The sequence below is a fragment of the Hoeflea sp. AS16 genome, from assembly GCF_038900095.1.
GTDB lineage: Bacteria > Pseudomonadota > Alphaproteobacteria > Rhizobiales > Rhizobiaceae > Hoeflea.
Genome location: NZ_JBBMQQ010000003.1, coordinates 249466 through 275065, shown reverse-complemented (window position 1 = coordinate 275065; position 25600 = coordinate 249466). Strand labels below are relative to the sequence as shown.

Here is a 25600-nt window from a genome sequence, read left to right as displayed (position 1 = left end):
AACCGGGGCTACGGGCAGGGCAACAGGCATGGCGGCGGGCAAGGCGGGTACCATCAAGGGTGTCGGCCTTGGCCTTGCCGCCGCCCTGCTTTGGGCGGTCTACAATGTCGGTGTCGAAATCGGCCGCGCCGAGGGCTTCACAAGTGCCGACCTGGCCATCTTGCGCTACGGCGTTGCCGGCTTGATCCTGGCGCCGTTGCTCGCGGTGCAATGGCGCAAGCTGCCGCCAAGCCTGACACTTCCCCGTGCGATCATGCTCAGTTGCATCATAGGCCCGCCTTTCGCCTTCCTGTTCAACACCGGCTATGGACTTGCGCCACTTGCTCATGCGGTCGTTATTTCGCCCGGCATGTCCATGCTGGTCGCCAACATGCTTCCAATTCTGCTGGACGGACAGCGGCTGTCGGTCAACCGCAAGCTGGGCATCGCCGTGCTGATCATCGGCCTGATGGCCATCGCTGCAGATCGCCCGGTCACAACGGGTTCCGGCGACACCGCGATCCTGGGTGACCTCTGCTTTGTCGGTTCAGGATCGTTGTGGGGCGTTTTCATCTATCTGATGGCACGCTGGCGCTTGCCCGCCATCGCAACCACGGCAGCGACATCAATCCTGTCCGCCGTCTTCTTCCTGCCGTTCTATATTCTGTATTTTGATCCCGCGCCTTTGCCCCTGACGGCATGGATCGAACAGGCAATCTATCAGGGCGCCATCGGCGGCAGCCTGGCGATCATTGTCTTCGCAAGTTCCATCAGCCTGCTTGGTTCGGGTCTGGCGGGACTGTTTCCGGCGCTGGTTCCGCCGCTGGCGGTCCTTCTTGCCATCCCCCTTGCCCGGCAGTGGCCCAATGCCCTGCAGACCTTGGGCGTGGTGATCGCATCAGGGGGCCTGATTGTGTCTCTCGATCAGGTCGCGCGCTTTTTCAGCCGGAAGTGATGTGGCCCAGATCGTGTGACAGATCGCCGGTGAAGCGCCTTAGTTGTTCGAGGCTGGCGCCGGTTTCCGAGACATCTATGAAATTGCTCGGGCCGATCAGCGTCACCACCAGCTGCACCGTTCCGGTGTGGTCGAACACCGGCGCGGCTATGGCGCTGACACCGGGAATTGGCAGATCCCTGGTGATGGCATAGCCCTTTTCGCGGATCGTCGAGACCTCGGCTCGAAAGGCGCTCTCGCTGACTTCCGGAATGGCATAGAGTTGCGCCACCCGGCCTTCCAGTTCCGCCCTGATGATGGGTTCGGTCTGCTTGGCCGGCATGAAGGCGGCAAAGACCTTGCCGGTGGCCGTCGCGGTGACCATGTAACCGCCGCCCAGCGTCACGTTGGAGTGGATGCGGGCTTCCGATTCCTGCAGGTAGACGATTGTCGGCCCGTGCAGGCCCCAGACGGACACCGTCACCATCAGCCCCAGATTCTCCGCAAGCGCCGGCAGGCGCCGGATCGTTTCACGGTAGGCGTTCTGGTTGTTGAGCCGGGTCAAGCCGAGATGCAGCGCGAATGGACCAAGCTGGTACTGGCCGGTCTCGGTCTGCTCGACCATGTTGATGTTGCGGAACGAAACCAGGTAGGGGTGCAGTTGGGCCGCGGCCATATCCAGCTGCTCCGCAAGATCGCGCAGTTTCAGCGAACCGCCGGCTTTTGCCAGTGCCATCAGGATGGCGCCCCCGGTTTCCACCGATTGCACTCCCCTTGGCGTACGAGGTTTGCCAGACACGTCCCTGCTCACGGACAGCCCCCCTGAATTGCTGTTTTGCTTGGCCGCCTTATTATCGCTTTGAAGCGAAGTTGTCGTCCCTGTTTAAGCCCGAACGTTGTCTTTTCAGACAGATCGATCCCGGGAGCGATTGCATCGTGATCTTTCAGGCTGGTGTCACGGATGATCCGCTCCGGCCGGGGACGGCGCGGCATGTGCAGATCCTCAAGCCGTTCGCGCAAAAAAAATGCCCGCCAGGACGAACCTGAGCGGGCAAAGGTGCTTGGCTGAAAAACCAGCCAGGGACAGCTAACGTTTAATCAGTTTGACTTCAGAAGCGGGCAGGAGCTGTCCTCGACTGCGCGCCAGGCCTGCATCGGATCGATCGTGGACACGATTTCGTAGAAGTCGTACTCGCCCTTCGATTCATCCTTGCTCTTGATGCGGGCAAGATACAGCGGACGCATGACCTGGCCGTCAGAACGGATCGATACATCCTTCATCTGGAAGTCGTTGACCGGGATTTCCTGCATCTTGGCGGTGACCGCCGGACCCTCGTCGGTGTCCGCTGCCGCAACTGCCTTCAGGTAGTGATTGACGGCACTGTAGGTCGCGGACTGCGGCTCGTTCGGGTAGCGGCCATCGAAGTTGGCCTTGTAGCGCTCGGTAAAGGCCCGGGTCTCGTCGTCAAGATCCCAGTAGAACGGCGTCGTCAGCGTGACGTCCGCCAGGTTATCAAGCCCGATGCCGTTAACGGCGTTGATGAAGAGACCGAGCGGAACCAGTTTCTGATCCCCTCCGCTGAGGCCGAATTCCTGGGCCTGTTTCATGGTGTTCGCAAAGTCGGCGCCGGAATTGGCGATCGCGATCACCTTCGCGCCGCTGGCCTGGGCCTGCAGCAGCTGGGACGAGAAGTCGGACGTCTTCAGCGGGTGAAGAACCGAGCCGACGACCTTTCCGCCGCGAGCCTCGATGAAGTTCGTTCCATCGTCCTGCCACGCCTTGCCAAAGGTGTAATCGACCGTGATGAAGAACCACGTGTCGAGACCGATATCCATCAGCGAGTTGACCACGGCCTTCGGCATCGCATAGCTGTCCTGCAGCCACTGCGTCGTCATCGGCGTGCACTTCTCGTTGGTGAAAAAGGCGGATGCCGTACCGGCGAGCATGTAGGGCTTCTGCTTTTCCGCCATCATCTCGTGGACGGCCGCCGCTATCGACGAGGTGGAGCAGCTGACGATGGTGTCGACGCCATCGCGTTCGATCCAGCGCATGGCCGTCGACAGGCCGATATCCGGCTTGTTCTGGTCGTCGGCCACGACGATTTCGATTTTCTTGCCATTGATTTCGCCGCCGGCGTCCTCGACGGCCAGTTTGGCTGCCACGACCGAGCCCGGGCCGCAATTGTCGGCGTAGGGTCCGGACTGGTCATTCATGATGCCGATGCGGATGACGTCATCGGTATAGCTGCCGGCCATCGCCGTGGACGCGACCGCGACCATGGCCGAGGCCGTGAGAGCCCTCTTGAACTGATTGATGAGATTGTAACGCATTCATTCCTCCTTCTGAAATTGCGTTGCCGGGAATTTCCCGTTTGGCCTTCATGCAAAAGCCAGGGCGACCCTTGGTGATGTATCCCGCTATATGCTGCGGCCGCCGTCCACCTCGAGCACTGCGCCGGTGACGAAGCTGCTGCCGTCCTCGACCAGGTACAGGGCGGCTGCGGCGATATCCGCCGGCTGCGCCAGTCGGCCCATCGGGATCGTGTCGATCAGCATCTGGCGGTTCTGCACCGGGTCGCCGGTCATGTACTTGTCGATCATCGGCGTTTCGCCGGCGACCGGGCAGATCACGTTGACGCGGACACTGTGGCGGGCCAGTTCAAGCGCCAGTGTCTTTGACAGGCCGACCGCGGCGAATTTCGATGAATTGTAGGCCGCCATGCCGGGCCGGGGGCGGATTGCCGCCGTGGATGCGATCGTCAGCAGTGCACCGCCGCCACGCTTGCGAAATTCCGGGATCGCGCATTGCGCCATGTACAGGATCGCCTTGGTGTTCACCGCGAATGTGTGATCCATCTCCTCGGCCGTGACCTTCATCGCCGATTTTGGCAATTGCGACACGCCGGCATTGCTGACGGCTATGTCGAGGCCGCCATAGGCTTCGACCGTGCGTTCGACGGCAGCAGCGATGTCCGCCGCATTCGATAGGTCGCAGCGGATGGGCAGGGCGACATCGGCACCTTGCAGGGCGTTGATTTCGTTGGCCACGCGTTCTGCGGCGGGCAGGTCGAGATCGAGGATGGCAATCTTGCAGCCCTGGGCGCAAAACGCCTTGGCGATGCCCTCGCCATAGCCGGAACCCGCCCCGGTAACGACAGCAACCTTGTCTTTCAATCTCATGTAATTCCGCCTCCCAGCATCACTCGACCTTGCCTGCCACTATAGATCCCGCCCCTTGCCTCGTCGCCAAAAACACGCCCGGAAATGCCAAATTCAGCGGGCTGAATTTGGCGGCTGCTGTCGATCCGGGGCTCCTGTTCAAGTCGTTTTCATGTTAGGCTCATCGATTGCGGACGATCCCGTGAAGAAGCGTTCCTCTGAAAAGACGCCGCGCGGCCAGTCGGGTTGCCGTGTGGCCTCCCGCGGGGCCGCATGCCGAAATCCACGCCAGTTGCGGAAACGTGTGCGCAGACAGTGTGCCGGGTGGATCGTGCTCTCACCCGCCGCCGCTGTGCCGGTGCCGGCAGGTCCCCGCGTTGTGCCAAGTGCTGTTTCACTGCGCGGTCAAGACGGCTGACTTGCAGCACGACCTGATCCGCAAGGCGGGCAATTTTTCGCATTACCCTGCAACAGGGATTTATGAGCCGATGTCGATTGTCTGGTCGCCTGGTTGCTCGATGAGGTCTGATGGCTGGACCGAGCTCACCGCGTGCCTGAGGATCGAAAGGTAGCGGTCATGGTTCTGGCGGATGCGTCCTGCCGCACCGCCCAGGCCCAGAACTGCCGCTTGGCCATGAATGGTGACGGGCAGCACAAGACACAATGTTGCCCCGCCCGGGAAAGGAATGTTCTCGGCGAAGCCGTAGCCTTTGGCGCGGATTTCGCGGACTTTCTCCATCATGTCGCTGATCGTGACGCGCTTTGATTTCTCGGTCGCCAGGTTTGCGCGCCGCACGATGTTGTCGATCTTCTCGTCGGTCATGGTGGACATCAGCGTCCAGCCGAGCCCTGTCTGCGTCAGCGGACGAACCGTGCCTTCCTCGACGTGGAAGCGAAGCGCGTGGACCGATTGCAGCACCTGGACGTACTGGACGTAGACGTCATTCTTGATGTTGATTGCCACGCTCTCGCCGGTGGCGGCATGCACGTCCCGCATGGCGTCCAGAACACGAGAATTTCCAAACAGAGCCCGCGGAACCCAGTCGCCCAGAGCCGCGACCTTGGGGGTCGGGAAATATAGCCGTTCGCGGCGGTCGAAATGGAGGTAGCCAAGCGTTACCAGCGTCTTCAGCAGCACTGTCGTGCTTGATTGCGGATAGTTGAGCGCCTGGGCGATTTCGGACATCGCGCGAGGTTGCCGGATCCGCTTGAACAGTTCGAGGATCTCGATAGCCCGCGTCGCCGACTTCACCTGAGATGATTGCATCCCTTCCCCCTGTCGCCACACCATATGCACGAATGTGAAGTTGATTCACATATATGAAATATGCCGGACTATCCAAGGGGCTGAGAAAACCGTGGTCCCTGCGAAGGCAGGGCATCACGGATTGGGCAATGGACATCTGCCGGTTCCCGCGCACCGGCATGGCCCGGAATGAGATTGCGGATGGGCAATCTGTGCCAGTTTCATGGCAGCGTCTGTTCGGACAATGCTTCACGCCGCCCGGGCGGCTGCAACAGGGCAGGCGGCGGCTTCAGAATCCGTAAAGGCGGCGTGCATTTTCGCCGAAAAGATTGCGGCGCTCTTCTTCCGGTCTGTTTGCAACCGCTGTCTCGTAGGCGCGGTAGACGTCCTCGAACGGCGAAGCCAGCCGCTCGACCGGATAATTGCTGGCGAACATGCAGCGCTCGCTGCCGAACATCCCGATCGTTTCCGCGATGACATCCTGTGCCCAGGACACGCCCTGGCCTGTCCAGTCGTGCCGGACCATTCCGAGCCCGGAAATCTTGATCGAGACCTGCGGGTGTTGGGCAAGTTCCCGCATTCCCGCACGCCAGCGATTGAGGCCGGGATCGCCCGCCTCGAGCGGCAGGCCGGTATGATTGATGACAACCGCGGTTGAAGGATGCTTCTCGCACAGCGCCGCAAGGTCATGCATCTGGGCCGGATAGACCAGGCAGTCCCAACGCAGGTCCAGCTCGCCCAAGGCAGTGAAGGAACGCACGAAACTGTCGCTGGAGAGTGCGACGGGTTTTAGCGCGAATGTCGCGACCGGATCGGGAGCCCAGGCGATCGAATAGCGTATGCCCCGGACGTTGGGAACCTGCGCAAAACGCTCGAGCTCTTCCGCGCACCCGTCGCTGGACAGGTCGGCATGGCCGACGATCATGATCGGGAAGTTGTCGCACCTGTTTGTGTCGACGAGTTCCTGAACATGGCACACTTCCTCGAACGGATCCTCCATCCCGCACTGGACGTAGACCCCGGCCTCAACCCCGGACGCGCGGGCGTCGGCGATGTAATCCTCGATCCGGTACGAGTGCCGGAGCGGCGCCGAGTTGCCGTAAAGCCGAACCATCGGTTCGCCTTGCTGCAGCCAGGGGAAACGATGCGCTTCCAGGTCCCAGATATGGAAATGCGCATCTACCCGCATGAAATGTCTCCGACAGGAACGCGGCTAACAGCTCCGGATTGCATCGGCATCTCCCGATCTTTGCCGCCAAGGGGCGGTCTCCGCGCACCATCCTGCTCAGGATCGTGGTGCCGTCGCGAACGATTTCCCAATCGCTCGCGAATGCGAAGCTCCGCAATAATGCTTAAAATGTGGGCCCGCTTCGCCTGCAGGTCAATTCTCAATCGTCCACGCCGTGCTAATTCATATCCATGAAGCGGCGGACTTCGAACGGGCCCCGGTCTTGCTGCCATTGCCGGGCAACCGCACGGCGGGCGTGGATCTTAGCCTAGAGCCTGAAACGGGGTTCCGGTACCCCTTTGACACCGATATTCTCGATGGCAAAAAGGTGCCCGGCGTCCGGATGGCGGCTTATCCCGCGGCCCGACTCGGTGGATTTGATGGACGTGACGAACAGTGTCGTCATGTCCTTGCCGCCAAATGCAACCGATGACGGCATGTCTGTCGGCGTGTCGATCATGGCGTCAAGCCGGCCCTCCGGGTCGAACCGGGCGATCTTGCCCTGCTGCACCAGGGCCACCCAGACAAACCCCTGGCTGTCGATGGCCGCTCCGTCCGGACTGGATTCGAAGGGCGCGGTGTTGATGCACACCTCGGGTCTGCCGAGTTCGTTGATCTCTGCCCCGTAGGCATATTTGCGAACCATGCGGTCGAGGCTGTCGGAAAAGAACATCGCGTCGCCCTCGGCCGTGAAGCACAGGGAGTTGGTGATGCGTATGCCGTTTGCCAGCAGCTCGGCCCGGCCGTCCTTGCCGGAAATGCGGTAGAGCTCCCCCAGTGGTTCGTCTTCGAGCGTCGCCATTGTCCCGGTCACGAACCGCCCCTGGCGATCAACGCGGCCGTCGTTGAAGCGCACCCTGGGATTTGCCGGCGACAATTGAAAGATCGGCTCGATCGCGCCCGTGTCGATCTCGACGAGATACACACCATCGGTCAATCCGACGACAAGACGGTTGTCTTCAGCCAGGCCGACCGACCCCACCAGCGAAGGCATCTTCAGATCCCGCAGCTTGCCGGTCGCCGGCGTGTAGCAATGAACGATTGCCCGGATGCTGTCGATCCAGAACAGGCATTGATGCTCGGCATCCCAGACCGGGCTTTCACCCAACAGGTCGGGTTCGCGTGACAAGCGTACCGGGGGCTGGCTGTTCATCGTATTGCCGTTGATCGACGTTCCTTCAGGTAGGGCCATGCGCAAACATCTTGCATAGCTCCACTTGCGAAGAAAGAGCCGTTTTTAGGATTCGCGCATGGAGTTTCACCCCCATCACGCCCAGCGCACCGAAGGAGTGCGTCGCTGACCTGTCCCTGGAAAACCGTCTGCTCAAGGCCCAGGACCTCGTCACCGGTCCGGCCTGTGTCCGTGATCGTGGCCGGGAGCGAAGAATGAAATTCGTTCAAGTTGTTTTTGGCCACGCGATGAGATCAGGCAGCCCAATTTCCATGGCGAAAAGCTGCAATTTCTCTACGGTTGAGCGGGGAATGATTATGTGGTTTTCGGTGGTGGAATCCGCATTTGCATTGCGCCGGCCGGGAACATGCGCCGGGCCCGCGCCCGGTGTTCGACGTGCTCTTTCAACAGTGTTCACATAGGTTTCCGCACGGGCGGTGATTTCTGTCATGTCGCCGAAAGCCGATGGATCGATGGCGATAAACAGCCAGGAGCAGTCGGCCGGTTGTTCTGGCGGGGCATAATTTGATGCCACCTCGGTTCCCATCGCGCCGCCGGAGAGCAATCCACACAGCAAATCGACAACAAGTGCCAGCCCGAAACCCTTGGCCCCCCCGGCTGGCGCCAACATGCCGGAGATGGCAGCAACGGGATCAGTTGTCGGGATCCCCTGGTCGTCAACGGCCAGGCCAGGTTCAATTGGAACCCCGGTCGCCGCAGCCATGCGAATGGCACCCATCGAAGTGGCACTCATCGCCATGTCCAGGACAACAGGCGTGCTCCGGGTCGGAATGGCAATGGCAAGCGGGTTGTTTCCGACAATCGCCTCTGCCCCGCCCGGTGCTGCAATCATCGGCCGGGTGTTGGCCATGGCAATTCCGATGAGTCCTTCTGCCGCGGCTTGACGGGCATAGCGTCCTGCAACACCAAAATGGGTGGCTCCTCGAACCGAAACGACCGCAACACCTGCATGCCGCGCTTTCGTCATCGCCATTGCCATTGCTTGCAGTGCCGCGGCATGGCCCAGCATGCAATGCGCATCACACACTGCAAAGGCAGCGCCTTCTTGCACCGTCTCCAATTGCCCCTGCGGATCAATCGTTCCGGCTTTCAAGCGGTGTAGGTAAACCGGCAATTGCAACAAGCCATGCGTCGTCTTTCCCTCCAGATCGGCATCGACAAGCGCTGAGGCAACCACTGATGCGGTGTGATCCGGCACCCCGGTTGCCGAGATAAGTTGCATCGCCATCGCTTTGGCTGTGTCTGCCGGAAGTTTCAGGGAATCGCCATTGTCCTGCATGCCGCCATCTCCAAGTGCATCCGCAACATGGGTGCTCTTGAAGATGGGGGGCTGTTCTGTCAATTCACATGGCCAGACCGGTTGCTTCCATTTCGCTTGTCGAAATCGGGCTGGTTCAGGGGCCTGGCTGTGTTGCTTTCGACAATCTTACAAGATCAACCGTGATCTCGTTGGATGCTCGGCTCAGCACTGGAACATACCGTTCGGTTGCCTCTCTGGTGTGGGCGAATGCAGACCGGAAATAGGTCAGTCCGAGGCTGGCAATAACGCGACTTTCCCCATTGAATACAGGGACTGCGATCGTGTTGGAGTTTCTCGGTTCGATGTCTGCAGGGCGCGTTGCAAAACCCTGTGCTTTGATTTCCTCGACCACTTTCTCCAGACGCTTCGGATTGCGCGCCAGGCCTGCTTGAGGGTCGTTGGATTTCTGCAGTATCGAGACGATGAAATCCTGTTCCTCTTTCGGGGCAAAGGCGAAATAGGCCAACCCCAGTCCGCGCGTCAGAATCGGAAGGCGCATGTTCACAGTTCGGTGGAAAGGCGATATTGCACTGTCGGGAATGGTCGAAAACCTGACGGCGATTGCATCATTGTCAAAGAGTGCAATCGATAGCGGCCACTGATGCTTGCGTGTCAGCGCCACCGCCCAGGGGCGGCCGGCCTCAACCACCATCGGCTCCTTGTGGTAGCCGCCGGAAAGGGATGAGACCTGGGCTGTTACCTGGTATCCGCCCAGCCGCGGATCATTGTCGACATAGCCCTTCTCTTCCAGTGTTTTGAGGATCCGAACCAGTGTCGGCTTGGGCAGGCCGGTACTCGCATGCAGCATGGCGATTGTCGAAACCGGTTGCCGGTTGAGCTCTTGCAGAACCTCCAGCGCCCGCTCGATTGAACGTATTCCCACGGCATCCTCATTTCATCAGGCGAAACGCAGGTATCAAAGCGTTGTGAAACACATCTGTCAACGCCAAGTTCAGCGCCAACATCGATGCAGGATGAATTGAAGGGATACTCTGATGGGAAACCAAGAAAACCGCACCGCAATGCGCGCGCTCATTGCCGACATAGATGACGCACGCGTGGATGCCCTGATGCAGGGCGCTGTCGATCTGCATGTCCATTCCGGCCCGTCAATCATGGCCCGCCAGGTCGATCACTTCCAGGCAACCGAGCAGGCGGCCGCGGCAGGGTTGAAAGGCATCCTCTTCAAGGACCACCATTATTCCGTGTCCCCGATCATTCCGATCATGGAACGCACGCTGGGCCACCTCAATGTCGCGATGTTCAGTGGCCTGGTGCTGAACAATTCCACCGGCGGCTTCGATCCCTATGTTGTCGATTCGGCGCTCAAGCACGGGGCCAAGATCATCTGGATGCCCACCGCGCATTCTGCCAATCACATTCGATCCAACTTCCGCAAATCGCGGCTGGCTGCAAATATCCAGCTCAAATCGCCCAAGATGCTGACGGTGGTTGATGATCAGGGCGGGATTATCGACCCGGTCAAGGAAATCCTCGATTCCATTGCCGAGTTCAATGCAATCCTGTCTTCGGGTCACCTGCATGTTTGGGAAATATGGAAGCTTTTCGAGGAAGCGCAGAAGCGTGGCGTCAAGAAGCTCATCGTCAATCACCCGATGTACGGTCTGCACTTCACCTATGATGACATCGGTGAAATTGCACAGAAGTTTGATGCTCTGATCGAACAGTCCGCATGCCTCTATGTCGACAGCCGTTTCAATGTGTTCGAACCGGAACTTCTGGGTGAGCACATTCGCGCCGCTGGTGTCGAGCACTCTTCAATCGGCTCCGATCTCGGCCAGGTCGACAATCCGACGCCGGTGGAAGGCATGCGCCAGGCAATCAAGCTTTGCCTTGCACTTGGTTTTACAGATACTGAAGTGCGAACCATGGTGCGCGACAATCCATCCAGGCTGGTGGACATCCCGGTTACCCAATAACGATCGCGCGACGGTCCTGGAGAATAAAATGTCCAACTCGGAAACCATCGAACAAGTCTTCGAACCCGGTGCCCGCCTGCTCGGGGGCGGCGCCAGGTGGGTGGTTCGCGTTGCGTCCATTCTGATTCTCGTTCTGGCGATCAACCAGACCTTCAATTTCGGATTTTTCGTCGGGTACACGCTGGTCGATCTGCGCTTCTATTACGCGATCATCGCACTGGCGCTGGCGGTGCTGTTTCTGATCTATCCTGCCAACCCGAACAAGCCGGCGAACCAGCCGGCATGGTATGACTGGTGTCTGGCGGCAGCCTGCGTGTTCACCTGCGGGTTCTTCTTCATCAACGCTTTCAATATCTCGCTCAAGGGATGGGAAATGGCGCCGCCGGAAACCGCGATCTGGTTTTCCTTCGCGCTCTGGGCGCTGGTGCTTGAAGGTGGCAGGCGCGCCGGAGGTCTGCCTTTGGCAATCATCGTCGGGATAATGTCGCTTTATCCGGTTTACACCGAGTACCTGCCGAACGCGATCGCCGGATTTCCGTCATCCATCGACTACGTGGCGGCCTATCACGCGATGGGGTCGGAGAGCATTCTCGGCATCCCGCTGCGTACATTCGCCGGACTCATTATTGGCTTCATCGTTTTTGGAGCGGCATTGCAGCAGACCGGGGCCGGAGCTTTCTTCATGGACCTGTCCTTCGCGCTGCTGGGCCGGGTTAGGGGCGGACCTGCAAAGGTCGCCATTTTCTCCTCCGGCCTGATGGGCTCGATGAGCGGCAGCGTCATCACCAACGTGCTGAGCACCGGTGTGATGACCATTCCCGCCATGCGCCGCATCGGCATCAAGGGCACCTTTGCTGCCGGCGTCGAAACCTGCGCCTCAACCGGCGGCACGCTGATGCCCCCGGTGATGGGCGCCACCGCCTTCGTGATGGCCAGTTTCATGAATGTGCCCTACGGCGAGGTTGCGCTGGCCGCGATCATTCCATCTGCACTCTACTTCTTTGGCCTGTTCGTGCAGATCGACGCGATGGCAGGCAAGGAAAAGCTCAAGGGCCTGCCGGCCGAGGAATTGCCGTCCATCCGGCAAACCCTCAAGGAAGGCTGGTACTACATCTTTGTCTTTGCGCTGTTGATCTACATGCTGCTGGTCATGCGCCGCGAGGCTCTCGCTCCCTACTACGCCACGCCGCTTCTGATCTTCCTCAACCAGGTGTTTTCACGCAAACATCGCTGGGGATGGAAAGAGGTCGGAGAGTTCATCGACTCGCTGGGATCCCTTTTTTCCAACCTGGTCGCCATCCTGGCGGCGGTGGGGATGATCGTGGGCGCCCTTTCCATGACCGGCGTGGCGGCAACCCTCGTCAATGACCTGCTGCGCATAGCCGACGGCTCACAGATCTTCCTGCTGCTCATGGGCGCACTTACGGGCCTCATCCTCGGCGTCGGCATGACATCGACTGCGGCGTATATCTTCCTGGCAATCCTGCTTGCGCCGGCCCTGATCGAAGTTGGCCTCAACCCGATGGCCGTCCACATGTTCATCTTCTACTGGGGCATGCTGTCGTTCATCACGCCGCCGGTCGCGCTTGGTGCCTTTGCGGCAGCCTCCATTGCAAAGACCCCTCCGATGGAGACGGGCTTCGAAGCGATGCGGATTGGATCCGTCATCTACTTCATTCCGTTCTTCTTTGCGTTCCAGCCTGCACTCGTACTCCAGGGCACATGGGAGCAAACCGTCATATCGACGCTGCTCGCGCTGTCCGGAATTGCGCTGTTCGCCTACACGGTCCAGGGCTATGCGCCATTTGTCGGAACGTTGTTTGCCCGGCGCAGCTATCAGCTCCCGTTGCGCCTGCTGCTGCTCGGAGCCGCAATCCTTATCGCCCTGCCTGCCTCGATTGTGCCGGGGTGGAGTGACTTCGATCTGGTCATCGTTGCGGCCCTTGTTGCCGTCCCATTGCTCGGGTTTGCCGCATGGCAGAACCGTCGGGACCTTGTGCCCGCAACATCATAGGAGGTCCGGCATGTCCGCGGATATGAACGTCGTTGAAACACGCGGTGCAGGCGGACCGGAGGTCCTTTATCATGCCCGCCGTCCCATCCCCCGGCCCGGTGCCGGCGAGGTGCTCATCCGGGTTATTGTTGCCGGCGTGAACCGCCCCGACATACAGCAGCGCCGCGGCCTTTACCCACCGCCGCCCGGCGCATCGGAATTGCTGGGACTCGATGTCTCCGGCATTGTCGAAGCTGTCGGCGAGGGTGTGAGCAACTTCTCTGCAGGCGATGCGGTGTGCGCGCTGGTCAATGGCGGCGGCTACGCTGAATATTGCACTGTCCCGTCATTGCAGTGCATGCCGATTCCCAGGGGCTTCACCTTTGCGCAGGCGGCCTCCCTGCCGGAGGTGTTCTTCACGGCATGGAACAATGTGTTCATGCTCGGTCAGCTCGCGGACGGGGAGCACATGCTGGTGCAGGGCGGTACTAGCGGCGTTGGCATGGCGGCCATTCAAATGGCCCGCACGCTTCGCGGTGCGACCGTCTATGCAACTGCCGGCGATGAGGACAAGCTTCAGGTTTGCCGCGACCTTGGTTGTGCCTATGCCGTCGACTACCACGGCGCGTGGGATGATGAACTGCGCAAACAGCTGGGCGATCGCGGCATTGACCTGATCCTCGACGGACAGGCCGGGCCATATACCCAGCGCGAACTTGACCTGCTGGCCTTTGACGGGCGATTGGTCCTGATCGCAAGCCATCTGGGCGCCGAGGCAAACGTCAACCTGCGCCAGCTCGTCCGGCGCCGGCAAACCCTCACCGGTTCGACACTGCGGCCACGCCCGGCAAGCTACAAGGGCGGCATCGCGCGCGATCTGGTCGAACAGGTCTGGCCGCATCTGGAATCCGGCCGGATCGAGACCCGGCTGCACGCGATATTGCCATTTGCCGATGTGGCCGAAGCCCACGCCATCCTCGATGCAAATCAGCAGATCGGCAAGGTCGTCATGGCGGTTGACCTGGCCCGCGCTGAAACCGTCCCGGGCTGAGCTCCGCACCAGCGTCAGGCGCACTACGACACATCTGGCACCTCCCTCTTCGTTGACGCTTGAAGACAAAAAAACACCGCCCGCATTTCTGCAGGCGGTGTTTTCGTCCGGGAGGACTGGACGGTTCTAGAAGCCGGCCGCGGCAAGGGCAGCAGCGCGCGCATCGGCCCACTTTGCTTCGCGCTCTTCCTCGGGGATGGAAGCCCATGTATCGTTGAGCACCTGCTGGCGGCGCCGCAGTTTGCCATTGTGCGCCTGGGCAGCGTCATTCCAGACACCGGCTTCTTCCCAGTACTTGATTGCACCCTGGTGGTACGGGAGCACCCACTTGAAATTCTGGCGTTCTGCCGCAAAGCCGACAAGGCCGGCTTCCACACCGGAATAGGCGTCAAACTGTTCCTGAAGCGCCTTCGTCATGTTGTAGACGGCGTCCGCATCCTTGTCGCTGTAGGCGGTCAGGACGGGGAAGGGGAAACCGGCACATTCGACCGTGTTTTCTTCCGACATGTTCGGGCCATCGCTGGCAACGCGCGGCGAGAACTGCGGCTTTTCTTTCTGAAGCCGTGCCCAGCCTTCCTCGTCTTCAGCAGGAAGCTCCAGCCACTTCAGACCGGTTGGCGATGCCGCGGCCTGGGTGGCGAAAGTAGTCGTCGAAAGCGTGGTGATCGCGTCAACCTGGCCGTTGAGGAAGGCTTCCCAGGAAGCACCGAAACTTGCAACGTCAACGCGCTCCACATCGTCCCAGGTCAGGCCGCCAAAGGCCAGGAAGGCAGCGACGTTGTTTTGCAGGGCAGGCGAGCTGACCACCCAGCCAACCCGTTTTCCCTTGAGGTCGGTTGCGTTTTCGATGTCGCTGTCACCCTGCAATGCGAGCGTGAAGCAGTTGTTCGAGTTGGCGCCGATCAGGAGTTCGATATTCTGCGGACCGAGTTCGGGGGCCGCGAAAGCCTCCGTGCCTTCGAAGGCGTTGTAGGCTTCCGAGCCGAGCAGGGCAAAATCGACGCGGCCCTGCTTGGCCGGGAGCAGACGGGCCACATCGGACGTGGCCGGCAGCACCCGCAAACTCACGCCGTAGCCGTCGCTGATCGCCTTGCCCATCGCCACGGCTTGGGCATAACCGGCCGAACCCACATCATAGGTGGTCATCGACATGGTGTTGGGCAGTTTGACATCCTCGGCCATACCCGGGACTGCCGTTGACGCGAGCAAAATCGCTGCCGTGAAACTTGTGCGTAAAGACATGTGTTCCTCCTATTCAGGTCTTTGATGATCCAGCGGCTTGCTGTGCCGCAAGGGTTCTTCTCTCTTTCAGACGGGCGAGGATTGCCGGAAGGCGGTCCTCCGCCTGATCCGACAGATTTTGGTACAGGCTGTTGCCATGCGCATCGACGCCGACAATCAGCGGCCCGAATCCGCTGAACGAAAACCGCGACAGCCGGAATTGCTCGATGAGGTCGTCCCAGCCGGTTTCCAGCCGCTCGACCACACCTGCGCTCAGCATCGGTGCCGCACCGCCTGGCATGGCGAAATAGACACCGCCAACGTCCTTCAAGGCCGCGACGACATCCTTCCCGACGCCGCCTTTGCCGGCGATCGCCGTAATTCCAAGGCCACGAACAATGGTGGGCAACAACGCGTCAAAGCGCGTCGAAGTGGTGGGATTGACGTAGTGTGGGAAAAACCGGCCGTCCTTCTCGTAACAACAGGTTCCCATATGGAAAAAGCTGCCACCGGTCAGATCGATCGGCAAAGGGTCTCCGGCGTTGATCGCGGCAACCATGCGCTGGTGGGTGGGGTAGCCGACCGTTACAGTGGCTTCGCCGTCGAGGATGACACGCTCGCCAACCTTCAGGCTGCGCGCGGTGTCCGGCGAAAGCGGCAGGCTCAGGCGTCTCATTTCTTCATTATTCGACATGGACAACCCTGCCATCATTGTAAATGCGTGCCGTCGTGCGGCGGTTGATCCAGCAGTTGAAACAGACTGCAACCGGTACGAATCCGTGCCCGGACGAATAGTCGACGTGGACGGCCAGCGCGGTCGTATCGCCACCTTGCCCCATCGGCCCGAACCCGGTTGCATTGACGGCCTCGAGCAGCCGCGATTCCATGTCTGCGACGATCTGTTCGGGATGGGTGGTGCCGATGTGCCGGAGCGTCGCACGCTTGGCAAGCTTGGCCGCATTGTCAAAGTCGCCGCCGATGCCGACGCCGATGATGACGGGCGGGCAATGTTGCGAACCGGCCTTCATGACGCAGTCCATCACGTAGGATTCTATCTGCTCCATGGTCGGGTAGCTGAACACTTCCAGCGCCGCCCACCGGCCTGATCCAAGTGCCTTGGGTGAACAGGTGATCTCGATGAAATCTTCGCCGTCGGCGATGTCGAAACTCAGGTTCGGAATGTCCTTGCCGGCAAAGCTGCGTTCGAGGGTAAGGGGATGGGTGATGAATTTCAGGATTGGCGGATCGATCTGCTCCACCATGTCCGCAAACCCGTCGATGAACGCGTTGCGGATGTCGCCGTCAAGGCTCAGCCGGGTGCCGATTTTCACCACGAATGTCGGGAAGCCTGCATCCGAACAGGCGTGGCGGCCTTCTTCCTCGGTCTTGCGGGCTGACCTCTGAAGGAAACGAAGCGTCTTGCGCGACCGCTCATCACTTTCCTTGCTCTCAGCCTCAGCGAGTGCCGCGTGCGTATCTGCCGGGATCTTCTTCAGGGCGCGCGAGTAAAGCGCACAGGATGCCTCCCGAACCAGATCGTAAGTGATCGCCATGTTTTGTCTTCCTCATCGTTCTCGCCAACCGGCACGATCAAGCCTCACTCACTTCATTGGTCGAAACAAGGCGGTTCAAATTGCGTTTCGTTAGGCGAAATGCAGTCGACGCTCGCTTGCGACGCGACAGTGGAGTTGAGAAGTTCCACGAAACGCCTCAGGGAGCCAAAATGAACGAGCAAAGTCAGACTTTTCGTGAAAAGCTGTTGGAGGGCCGGTTTCTCTTCGGCAGCTTCATGAAGATCGCCCACACCATGCCGACGGAAGTTCTCGGTAGCTTGAACTATGATTTCGTGGTGATTGACGAAGAGCATGCGCCGATCAACCGCGAAAGCACCGATCGCATCCTGCTGGCCTGCAAGGCGCACGGCATGGGCGGACTGGTGCGGGTTCAGAACGGGGACGCCTCGACCATTCTCTCGGTCATCGACTGCGGCGCCGACGGCGTTCTGGTTCCGCACGTCGACAGTGCCGCAAAGGCGCGCGAGATTGTTTCGGCGGCTCGGTACCGCTCAGGGTCACGCGGATATTCCGCAACGACCCGGGCCGGCAATTTTGGAAGCCGGACGATAGAAGCGCATCTGGATCAGCAGGATGCATCAATTGCGGTCATTGCCATGATCGAAGACCCCCACGCGCTCGACCAACTCGATGAAATCCTGGCGGTCAAAGGGCTGGATGCGGTGTTCATCGGACGCGGCGACCTGACCGTAGCCTATGGCGAAACCAAGGCTGGCTCCGCCCCGGTCAAGGCGGCAAGCCGGAAAATTGCCGGGGCCGCACGCGCGGCAGGCAAGACCATCTGTGTCATGACTGGCGGCGCAGCCGATGCCGGCGAGCTCGCAGAGCTCGGCGCAACAGCCTTTATCGTTTCATCCGACCAGACGTTCTTGCGCAACGCGGCTGCTTCGGCGCTGTCCGCCGTCCGCGAAACCGTCACCAAATAGACCGGGAACAAAAGCATGTACGACAAATCTGATCCGCGCGCGGCGCTTGCACCTGCAGCAGCCGGCAAACCGAAAACCGGTCTGATCGCGGAAGAGCAACTCGCCACGTTCTACGACTCGCCGCCACAGCTTGAGGACGAGACCGGCCGAACCTGGCTGGTGCGCGGTCACAACTTCATTGTCGCCTATTCCGAGCTGGTGCCGGGCGCCAAATTGGCACGCAGCGGGCAACCGGATGAGTATGTTGTGCTGCTTCCCAACGCTCCGGCCGACATCACGGCTTTGGGTGAAACAAGGCACGTTCCGGCGAACTCCATCGCCTTTGTTCCGCCCGGCGACAGCCAGGTGGTTCTGCCGAACGGCGGCAATGTCGTCCGGCTGTTTACCGTCAAGTCCGGCGACCTTCTGGAGCTTTGCCCGAATGCTGGCGCCTATGATGAACGGCGCACCCATATCCCCGAATTCCAGGCGTGGCCGGAACCTGCGGGTGGCCTGAAGATCCGGCACTATTCCCTGGACGTTCCAAAGCAGGAGGGCCGGTTTGGCCGGATATTCCGTTGCACGACCTTCATGGTGAACATGCTGGATTGCTATGATGGACCAAGGGACACCAGTAAGATGTCACCGCATCACCATGACGATTTCGAGCAGTGTTCGCTCCTGCTCGAAGGTGAGTATACGCATCATCTTCGCTGGCCCTGGACGACAGACCTGGCTGACTGGAAGGCTGACAAGGCGATCAGCGTTGGCGCGCCGTCGGCCATCATCATCCCGCCTCCGGTGGTTCATACCAGCAGAGCGACCGGCCCGGACAAGAATCAGATGGTCGATATCTTCTGCCCCCCTCGCCTGGACTTCAGCGGAAAGCCCGGCTGGGTCCTCAATGAAGAGGACTATCCGATCGATTGATGTTCTGCTGAACCGCCGCGCGTGTGCCCGGGGGCTCCGAGTGCGGATGCCCCCGTTGGCATTGTCTTGGGTATCAACAGCGCGATGAGTTGATGGGGATCGGTTCAGCCGGGTTTGGCCTCGCCACCGGATTGGTATCAAGCAGCTGGCTTGCGGTGCTGCAAGCGTCGTTGTTCGATGATCTGGCGTTTGATTCCTTCACGTTGTTTGATGGCGACCTCTGCCCTGCCGTAGCAGGCGTTGGCGGACGTCACATCGCTCAGACTCTCGTGGTTGCGCTGGCGGTTTTGGTGTCCGATGCCCGCGGTGATCGGGGCTTCTAGATTTCCGGGCAGATCCTCCAGCACGATCCGGATTATATTTTTTTTGCTGAGAAATGCCTGCCTGTCGCACAACGGATGTCGTTCAAAGACTGCTCAGCAGGCTCTTTGGCACTTGAGAATTTGGGCCTCATCCTCGCTCCCCCGATACGACGACGAAGCCAACCCCCTTAAATAACAACTGCAAATCCGGGACACAGGTGCTGACGAGAAACACGATTGTCCGTTACAAATGCACGCTATAGCGCGCACTGCTGCGAGGTGTTTGCAATTTACAAAATATGTCGCCGCCTTCAGGATATAAATGGCGGAGAGAGAGTCCGCCAAATCGGAGTCTCACTTAATCGCATTGAATTTGAAATCGCCTTGAAATATAAAATAAAAACAACTATATAATCGATCCTGATTTGCCATCTCGTCTCATATAGTCTTATTTTATCGCAAGTAAAATGTGGGGCTGGATGTGGGGCTGAGAGATGATATGATCTTTTTCGGTTTTCCCGAAGAAGAATGGACGGACTGGATATCTAGATGCTCACCGATGCCGCCGCGCGCAAACTCGAGCCCGGCTCGAAACCCCGCCAAGATGGGACCGTCAAGGGGCTGCAGCTGATTCCCTCGCGGACAAAGGGACAGGGAAAATGGAACCTCCGTTTCGTTTCCCCCGTGACGGGCAAGCGGCGTGACATGGGGTTGGGCAGTTATCCTGAAGTCAGCATTGCAGCGGCAAGGAGAGCCGCCTGGGAAGCCCGCGATGTCATCGCGGCTGGCGGAGATCCTCTGGAGGCAAAGCGCGCCGCCGAAATGGAGCGTCGACTGGAGACCTCCATGCCAAGTTTCGAGCAGGCGGCGCGGCAGGCCTTTGCAGAGCTCAGGCCCGGTTTCAAGAATGCGAAACACACTCAACAATGGATCGGAACGCTTGAGACCTATGTGTTTCCTAAGCTGGGGGGGAGGCCGGTCAATGAGCTCCGGGCTTCTGACTTTTCCGACGCGCTACGACCGATCTGGCTCAGCAAACCCGAAACGGCATCACGTATTCGCCAGCGATGCGACAGCGTGATGAACTGGTGTGTGGCTCAGGATTACATCGTCGCCAGCCCGGTTCAGAATGTGGATCGATTGTTACCCAAGCAGAAAGGCAAGCGCGAGCGCGTCCAGCATCACCCTGCAGTACCCTGGAGGGACATTTCGGCATTTGCAGAACGAGTACTGCGCACCGGCAAACCCACCATAGGCAAACTGGCTCTGGAATTCCTCATTTTGACGGCTGCCCGGTCTGGTGAAGTCAGGCTCATGGAATGGTCGGAGATTGATTGGGATGTCGCGATCTGGACCATTCCCAAAGATCGCATGAAGACTGGTGTGGCTCATCGTGTGCCCTTGTCGCCGCGGGCAATTGAGATTCTCTCTACCAGGCAGCCGGAAGAAGAATTTTCGCCCTTTGTTTTCCCATCTCGCAATGGCAGTCCGCTTTCGGACATGGCGCTCACCAAAGCGCTACGCGACGCGCAAGTTCAGAGCGATACACCCGGGCGCATCGCCACAGCGCACGGCTTCCGTTCTTCGTTCCGGGACTGGGCATCGGAAAATGGGTACCCGCGCGATATTGCCGAACGGGCCCTCGCCCATACCATAGCCAGCGCCACTGAAGCCGCCTACCATCGGACTGACTTGTTGGACCAAAGGCGAGAGTTGATGGCGGCCTGGGGGCGTCTTTTGCAGCGGTGATCTCTAGACACAATCTGTCGGACTAGTGATTGTGAGAGTTATATAGTTAGCTAGGTTTTTGATTTCCTTCAGTAATAATACTCGCCTGAACGCCTGACGTTTCAAATTTCTTGCCAACGGTGATTGACTATATCTAAGCTTGACGTGCACGATGAATTTTCAGTTTGCAACTTGAGATTAGTATGCGCCATCGCACCCAAGAGCCAGATCTCACGCATTTATCCGAGTTTGTTCACGACGAATGCCAGAAGCGCCTGAAGGCCTACGATGCACAGCCGCGGGACGCAGCCGAGCATTTTGAGACCGAGAACGAAGTCTTGTCAGGCGGATACGCCTATCGTCAGTTGTACGAACTGGTGCAGAACGCTGCCGACGCGATCCTTGATGCTGCGGAGTCCCAGGGGCGGATCCATGTCCGTCTCTCACCCAATCGGTTGGAGGCAGCCAATACCGGCGCCGCCTTGGATGAACCGGGTATTGTGGCCCTCTTGAATGCGCGCAGCTCCCCTAAGCGCAGCAATCAGATTGGGCGATTTGGTATCGGGTTCAAGTCGCTGCTCAAGCTGGGCGGTCGCGTCGACCTGACATCCAGATCTGTAGGGCTGCGCTTCGACCCCGAGGCCTGCCGTGATCGAATTCGTCGACATCTTGGGTTGGCCAAAGATGCGCCCGCGCCTGGCATGCGGCTTGCCGAGGTGCTGGATCCCGCTGCCGAAAATAGCCCGTTATCGAAATCAAGCAGATGGAACTGGGCAACCACCGTCGTTACGGCAGAAATCGCGGATGACGCTGCGTTCGACAGACTGAGCCAGGAAATTGCAGATTTCCCCGCCGAGTTTCTGCTGTTCCTGCCCTCGGCAATCTCCCTCAAGCTGGAAGTGGAAGGTGCTGCACCCCGTCTCTTGACTAAGCGGTTTGAAGACGGACTCGCAGTTGTGAGCGACGGAACCAGCGATGCCCGATGGAAGGTCTTCGAGGCGTCGGTCAAGGTCGACAGTCCGGCCGCGCGCTCCGACGCTACTCACATCCAGGCAAGGGAGCAGGTTCCACTGTCCTGGGCGGTGCCGGTCGGTGGTCGCGAACAAGCTGGTCGCTTCTGGGCGTTCTTTCCGACCGAAACGCAAAGCCGCACTTCGGGCATCCTCAACGCACCTTGGAAGCTCAACAGTGACAGGACCAACCTGATCCGGGGCCGATGGAACGAAGCGATCATGCAGGCTGCGGCGGATCTGATCAGCGGCTCTCTCACTGCGATGTCGACCCCCGAGGATTATGGGGCCGCCGTTAGTGCGTTCCCGCGTCAACCGGAACGGCAGGACGAAATCGCCGTGCCCCTCATCCGGTCCCTCTGGGACCAGATCATCTCGTCTGAAGTCTTGCCTGACGTGAATGGCATCCCGCGCAGTCCAAGCCAGCTCTTGCGGCATTTCGTTGAGGACACGGAGATCTGCAGATCGTGGGCCGACCTTGCGAACGCGGATGCGCGGGACCGTTATCTGCACCCAGACTGCTATTCGTCCGAGGCAAGGGTATCGCGGTTGAAAGCCCTCGTCACGGAAGCAAAGCGCCGGGACATCCAGGTATTGGCGAAGTCGCCCGCCGACAAATGGCTCGACTGCATTGCGCACACAGATCTCGCCATGGCGAGACGGACCTTGGCGTTCGCCGGTAATCTACTGAAGGAGAAGTTCAAACACGGACTGTTTAGCGTTCCCGAAGCATGCCTTATACCCACCGCAGATGGGGGGTTGGCCGCTCCTTCGGAAGCAGTGATTGTATCCGGATCAGCGCCGCCCGCAGGCTTTCTAGCGGTTTCCGAGGGACTTGCTTCGGACGAGGAGGCCCGCGACATCCTCGTCAATCTGATGGATGTCACCGAACTGGCATCTGCATCGTGGTCGGACATTCTCGAGGCCTCGCTGACGACTGCCGAGGCTTCCAATCAGCCGGAAGACTGGGAGAACTTCTGGTACAACATTGCCTCGGCGCCACAGGAAGCAAGGCGGGAATACATCGATGAGCTTGGCCTGGAGCGCACCAAATTCCGCGCAGTATCCGGAATGTGGACAAGCCGGAGCCTGTTGATCGTACGGGAGACTCCATCAGGATTTCCCGAGGATCATGTCATGGACCCGCAATTTCGGCAGCAAGTCGAAACCATGGTCCCATCGGACTGGCTGTCGGAGTTCCCCGGTATCGAGGAGTCCGCGGACCGAGACGATCCGGACTTCAAGGACTATCTCCGCTTGTTGAGCCCTGGTTTCGATGAAATTTGCAGGGAGCACTCCGGAAGCACGCCACGATACTTACCCAAGTTCTCGAGCTACTCGATCCGCATGCCGTCAGGGTGGCGGCTGCTTCCGGTGCTGCCTACGGCGAGTTCCGCACAGCTGAGTCGGATGCTACTGGGTGCGATCGCGCAATTTGCCGAAAATGCGTCTAGGGTGACGATCGTGCATCCGACACGTGCGGACGCCTACCCGAAGGTGACGGCACCGCATCCAGCCTATTTCTGGCTGACGGAGCATGGACGCACACGCGTCGGCAACCTCGTAGTGCCGCTAAAGTGCATCCCCCCCGAACTTGCTGAGATCTTGGCTGAGGCTGAAGTCCAGGGGTTCAAGGCTGTTGAAGGCTTTCTCCGGGCCAGGGATGCTGAGACGGACTTGGGATCTCGCTTCGCCTGGCACATGGCCAAACTCACGCGCGAGGCCACCGCGCGTTTCTGGGAGCAAGTCTTCACTTCAGTTTCGGAAAGAAAAAGGGACTTCAAGGCCCTGCGACCGGTGTGGGAGACGGCACATGCTGACGGTGCCATTCCAGCCACCTTGCCCAGCGCCGACGGCGCTCTCCCGCTGTCGGATATCTATGTGACCGCCGATGAGAGCGTCGGGCACGATCTCGACGATGGCAGGATAATCTTGTTGTCCGAAGATGTGGCTTCGGCATGGGTGGCAGCCGGAGCGATGGAGCTTGGCGCCGGGCTGTCGATGTCGTTCGAGAGGCGTCTATCGGCGCCGTCGCACCTCCTCGATCTTTTCCCAGAGTTGGCTGCAGCGCAGGAAGACTCTGAGGTGCTGAGGACGATCCCGGCCGTTTGGGTCAGCGGCCTTGAAGAAAGCGTCGGGCCTTTCAGGCGAGCGGTGACAGTCGGAATGGAAGCCGACGGCGCGTTTCTCATTGACCGTGAGCAGTTCGGCAGTCGCGGCTGGAAGGAAGGTGTTGAACTGCTGCTTCGCTGCCTCGCGCGCCATGGGATCATTCAGGATGGCGCAGATCTGGAAGAAATCCTTTCCCGAATAATGGATCGCAGGTCAGACGAGGCGCAAAAGGCAGTTCGAGATGAGAGGTCGCTTGAGCTCAGATTGCTGAAAGCGATTGGTGGTGACATCGAGACCCTGCTCGGAACTCTGACCCCTGCTACCCGACAAGCCGTGGAGAAGCATGTCGATCCGGAGAACCTCGCCCGGTTGGCGCTGGCGGTCCACGGACCGACGCTGCTCAGCAGGCTGAGAGACGCACTTGAGCTTAGGGGGCTTGCACCTCCCAAACGTTGGGGTGGGGAGCAAGCTCGGGTCTTTGTGCAAGAGCTTGGCTTTCCGATCGAGTTTGCCGCTTCGGTTGGAGGCCGCCGAGATGCAGAACTGTCCGTCAGTGGGCCAATTCACCTGCCACCACTCCACGACTACCAGGAAGACATCCTGACGAGCATAGGCTCGCTTCTCAACACAGGCGCGGGTCGCCGCCGAGCTGTGGTCAGCCTGCCCACAGGCGGCGGCAAGACGCGCGTCGCTGCTGAGGCTGTCGTGCGGCTGGTCTTGCAGGGCAATGGGCGTCGAACTGCACTCTGGATAGCTCAGACCGATGAGCTGTGCGAGCAGGCAGTCCAGTGCTTTCGCCAGCTCTGGGTCAATGTGGGGGAGCCCGGCGAAGACCTCCGCATCGTGCGGCTATGGGGCGGTCAGCGAAACCCTTCACCGCCGGAAGGCGATGAACCAACCGTGGTAATTGCGAGCATCCAGACCTTGAACAGCCGTAGTACTCGTCCCGAACTGGCATGGGTCGCCCAATCCGGGATCATCATCATCGATGAGTGCCATCACGCAATAACCTCGAGCTACACGGACCTTTTGCGTTGGCTCGATGTTCAGGTCGGCAGCGAGCGCGCGCGCGAGCGTGAAGCGCCCGTTCTGGGCCTAAGTGCTACGCCATGGCGCGGGTACAACGAGGACGAGTCGGAACGGCTTGCGGCGCGCTTTGACCGTCGCTGGTTTCCGTCCGACCAGGCTGGCCTTCACGACAAGCTCTCCGAGATGGGCGTGCTCGCCGACCGAAGCTATCGCCCACTTCGCTACGACAGGCCGATTACACTGACCGAGCGCGAACAGCAGCACGTCGATACCTTTGGAGAGCTTCCCGACAGCGTCGTGGACCGAATGGGCGAAGATTCCGACCGGAATGATTTGATCATCGATGCCATCGTGAACAGCAAGGCGGAGTCCATCCTCCTGTTCGCCAACTCTGTCGCGCACGCGCAGTACCTTGCGGCGAGACTACACCTTACAGGTTGCCCTGCTGCCGCTGTAAGCGGTCAGACGGACCGGCTTGCGAGGCAGCATTTCACACGACGGTTCCGTGCCGGCGATCTACGGGTAATCTGCAATCACAGCGTCCTGACTACCGGCTTCGATGCTCCAAAGGCCGACATGGTCCTGATCTCAAGACCGGTCTTCAGCCCCGTACTCTACATGCAGATGGTTGGCCGGGGCCTCAGAGGCCCGGCGAACGGCGGTACCAGTCACTGCGAGATCATGACCGTTGAAGACAACATCATTAATTTCAAAGACCGGCTCGCCTATCATTTCTGCAGGCGCTTTTTTGATACTTGAAGCAGCGC

At 59.8% G+C, this 25600-nt stretch carries 19 protein-coding genes and 1 pseudogene; 8 read left to right on the top strand and 12 right to left on the bottom strand.

The window, feature by feature from the left end; translation table 11 throughout:
- Positions 1–28: 28 nt before the first annotated feature.
- A complete protein-coding gene (locus tag WNY80_RS09715; protein WP_342887166.1) occupies positions 29–934 on the top strand; it encodes a DMT family transporter in 906 nt (301 codons plus the stop codon).
- On the opposite strand, the gene WNY80_RS09710 is transcribed toward WNY80_RS09715, so the two are convergent.
- The 8 genes from WNY80_RS09710 to WNY80_RS09675 form a co-directional block, all read right to left on the bottom strand.
- On the bottom strand, positions 921–1673 hold the full coding sequence (locus WNY80_RS09710) for an IclR family transcriptional regulator (protein WP_342887165.1): 753 nt from the start codon (positions 1671–1673) through the stop codon (positions 921–923). The two genes, WNY80_RS09715 and WNY80_RS09710, sit on opposite strands and share 14 nt — an antisense overlap.
- Positions 1674–2011: 338 nt before the next feature.
- Positions 2012–3244 carry an ABC transporter substrate-binding protein gene (locus WNY80_RS09705; protein WP_342887164.1) on the bottom strand — a complete coding sequence of 411 codons (1233 nt, stop codon included), beginning with the start codon at positions 3242–3244 and terminating at the stop codon, positions 2012–2014.
- Positions 3245–3331: 87 nt separating this feature from the next.
- Positions 3332–4093, bottom strand: a complete 762-nt coding sequence (locus WNY80_RS09700; RefSeq protein ID WP_342887163.1) for a glucose 1-dehydrogenase — start codon at positions 4091–4093, stop codon at positions 3332–3334.
- A 457-nt stretch (positions 4094–4550) separates the two neighbouring features.
- The gene (locus WNY80_RS09695) at positions 4551–5339 is read right to left on the bottom strand and encodes a helix-turn-helix domain-containing protein (protein ID WP_342887162.1); all 789 of its coding nucleotides are present in this window, start codon (positions 5337–5339) and stop codon (positions 4551–4553) included.
- Positions 5340–5607: 268 nt separating this feature from the next.
- Complete coding sequence (locus tag WNY80_RS09690; RefSeq protein ID WP_342887161.1) at positions 5608–6507, bottom strand: amidohydrolase family protein; 900 nt, start codon at positions 6505–6507, stop codon at positions 5608–5610.
- Positions 6508–6814: 307 nt separating this feature from the next.
- Positions 6815–7738 carry an SMP-30/gluconolactonase/LRE family protein gene (locus WNY80_RS09685; protein ID WP_342887160.1) on the bottom strand — a complete coding sequence of 308 codons (924 nt, stop codon included), beginning with the start codon at positions 7736–7738 and terminating at the stop codon, positions 6815–6817.
- Between the two features lie 205 nt (positions 7739–7943).
- The gene (locus WNY80_RS09680; protein WP_342887159.1) at positions 7944–9017 is read right to left on the bottom strand and encodes an Ldh family oxidoreductase; all 1074 of its coding nucleotides are present in this window, start codon (positions 9015–9017) and stop codon (positions 7944–7946) included.
- Positions 9018–9132: 115 nt separating this feature from the next.
- Positions 9133–9921, bottom strand: coding sequence for a DNA-binding transcriptional regulator (locus WNY80_RS09675; RefSeq protein ID WP_342887158.1), 789 nt, complete (start codon positions 9919–9921; stop codon positions 9133–9135).
- 112 nt (positions 9922–10033) lie between these two features.
- On the opposite strand from WNY80_RS09675, the gene WNY80_RS09670 reads away from it, so the two are divergent.
- From WNY80_RS09670 to WNY80_RS09660, 3 genes are read left to right on the top strand one after another with little or no spacing between them, the layout of a single operon-like run.
- Positions 10034–10978, top strand: a complete 945-nt coding sequence (locus tag WNY80_RS09670; protein WP_342887157.1) for a DUF6282 family protein — start codon at positions 10034–10036, stop codon at positions 10976–10978.
- Between the two features lie 28 nt (positions 10979–11006).
- Complete coding sequence (locus WNY80_RS09665; RefSeq protein WP_342887156.1) at positions 11007–12992, top strand: TRAP transporter permease; 1986 nt, start codon at positions 11007–11009, stop codon at positions 12990–12992.
- 10 nt (positions 12993–13002) lie between these two features.
- On the top strand, positions 13003–14022 hold the full coding sequence (locus tag WNY80_RS09660; protein ID WP_342887155.1) for an NAD(P)H-quinone oxidoreductase: 1020 nt from the start codon (positions 13003–13005) through the stop codon (positions 14020–14022).
- 126 nt (positions 14023–14148) lie between these two features.
- Here the strand turns inward: WNY80_RS09660 and WNY80_RS09655 are convergent, their stop codons facing one another.
- From WNY80_RS09655 to WNY80_RS09645, 3 genes are read right to left on the bottom strand one after another with little or no spacing between them, the layout of a single operon-like run.
- Complete coding sequence (locus WNY80_RS09655) at positions 14149–15264, bottom strand: TAXI family TRAP transporter solute-binding subunit (RefSeq protein ID WP_342887154.1); 1116 nt, start codon at positions 15262–15264, stop codon at positions 14149–14151.
- Between the two features lie 13 nt (positions 15265–15277).
- Positions 15278–15937 carry a fumarate hydratase C-terminal domain-containing protein gene (locus WNY80_RS09650; RefSeq protein WP_342887153.1) on the bottom strand — a complete coding sequence of 220 codons (660 nt, stop codon included), beginning with the start codon at positions 15935–15937 and terminating at the stop codon, positions 15278–15280.
- Positions 15927–16796 carry a fumarate hydratase gene (locus WNY80_RS09645; protein ID WP_342887152.1) on the bottom strand — a complete coding sequence of 290 codons (870 nt, stop codon included), beginning with the start codon at positions 16794–16796 and terminating at the stop codon, positions 15927–15929. Before WNY80_RS09645 ends, WNY80_RS09650 begins: the two co-directional genes overlap by 11 nt.
- A 170-nt stretch (positions 16797–16966) precedes the next feature.
- On the opposite strand from WNY80_RS09645, the gene WNY80_RS09640 reads away from it, so the two are divergent.
- Both WNY80_RS09640 and WNY80_RS09635 read left to right on the top strand, forming a co-directional pair.
- The gene (locus tag WNY80_RS09640; protein WP_342887151.1) at positions 16967–17743 is read left to right on the top strand and encodes an aldolase/citrate lyase family protein; all 777 of its coding nucleotides are present in this window, start codon (positions 16967–16969) and stop codon (positions 17741–17743) included.
- Positions 17744–17758: 15 nt separating this feature from the next.
- Positions 17759–18652 (top strand): hypothetical protein, encoded by an 894-nt coding sequence (locus WNY80_RS09635; RefSeq protein WP_342887150.1) that lies wholly within the window; start codon positions 17759–17761, stop codon positions 18650–18652.
- 137 nt (positions 18653–18789) lie between these two features.
- Here WNY80_RS09635 and WNY80_RS09630 read toward each other — a convergent pair.
- Positions 18790–19023: pseudogene (locus WNY80_RS09630) on the bottom strand (IS3 family transposase); the annotation flags it as partial.
- Positions 19024–19503: 480 nt separating this feature from the next.
- Here WNY80_RS09630 and WNY80_RS09625 point away from each other — a divergent pair.
- Both WNY80_RS09625 and WNY80_RS09620 read left to right on the top strand, forming a co-directional pair.
- Positions 19504–20703 (top strand): tyrosine-type recombinase/integrase, encoded by a 1200-nt coding sequence (locus tag WNY80_RS09625; RefSeq protein WP_342887149.1) that lies wholly within the window; start codon positions 19504–19506, stop codon positions 20701–20703.
- A gap of 182 nt (positions 20704–20885) precedes the next feature.
- Positions 20886–25592, top strand: a complete 4707-nt coding sequence (locus tag WNY80_RS09620; RefSeq protein ID WP_342887148.1) for a DEAD/DEAH box helicase family protein — start codon at positions 20886–20888, stop codon at positions 25590–25592.
- Positions 25593–25600: the final 8 nt, after the last annotated feature.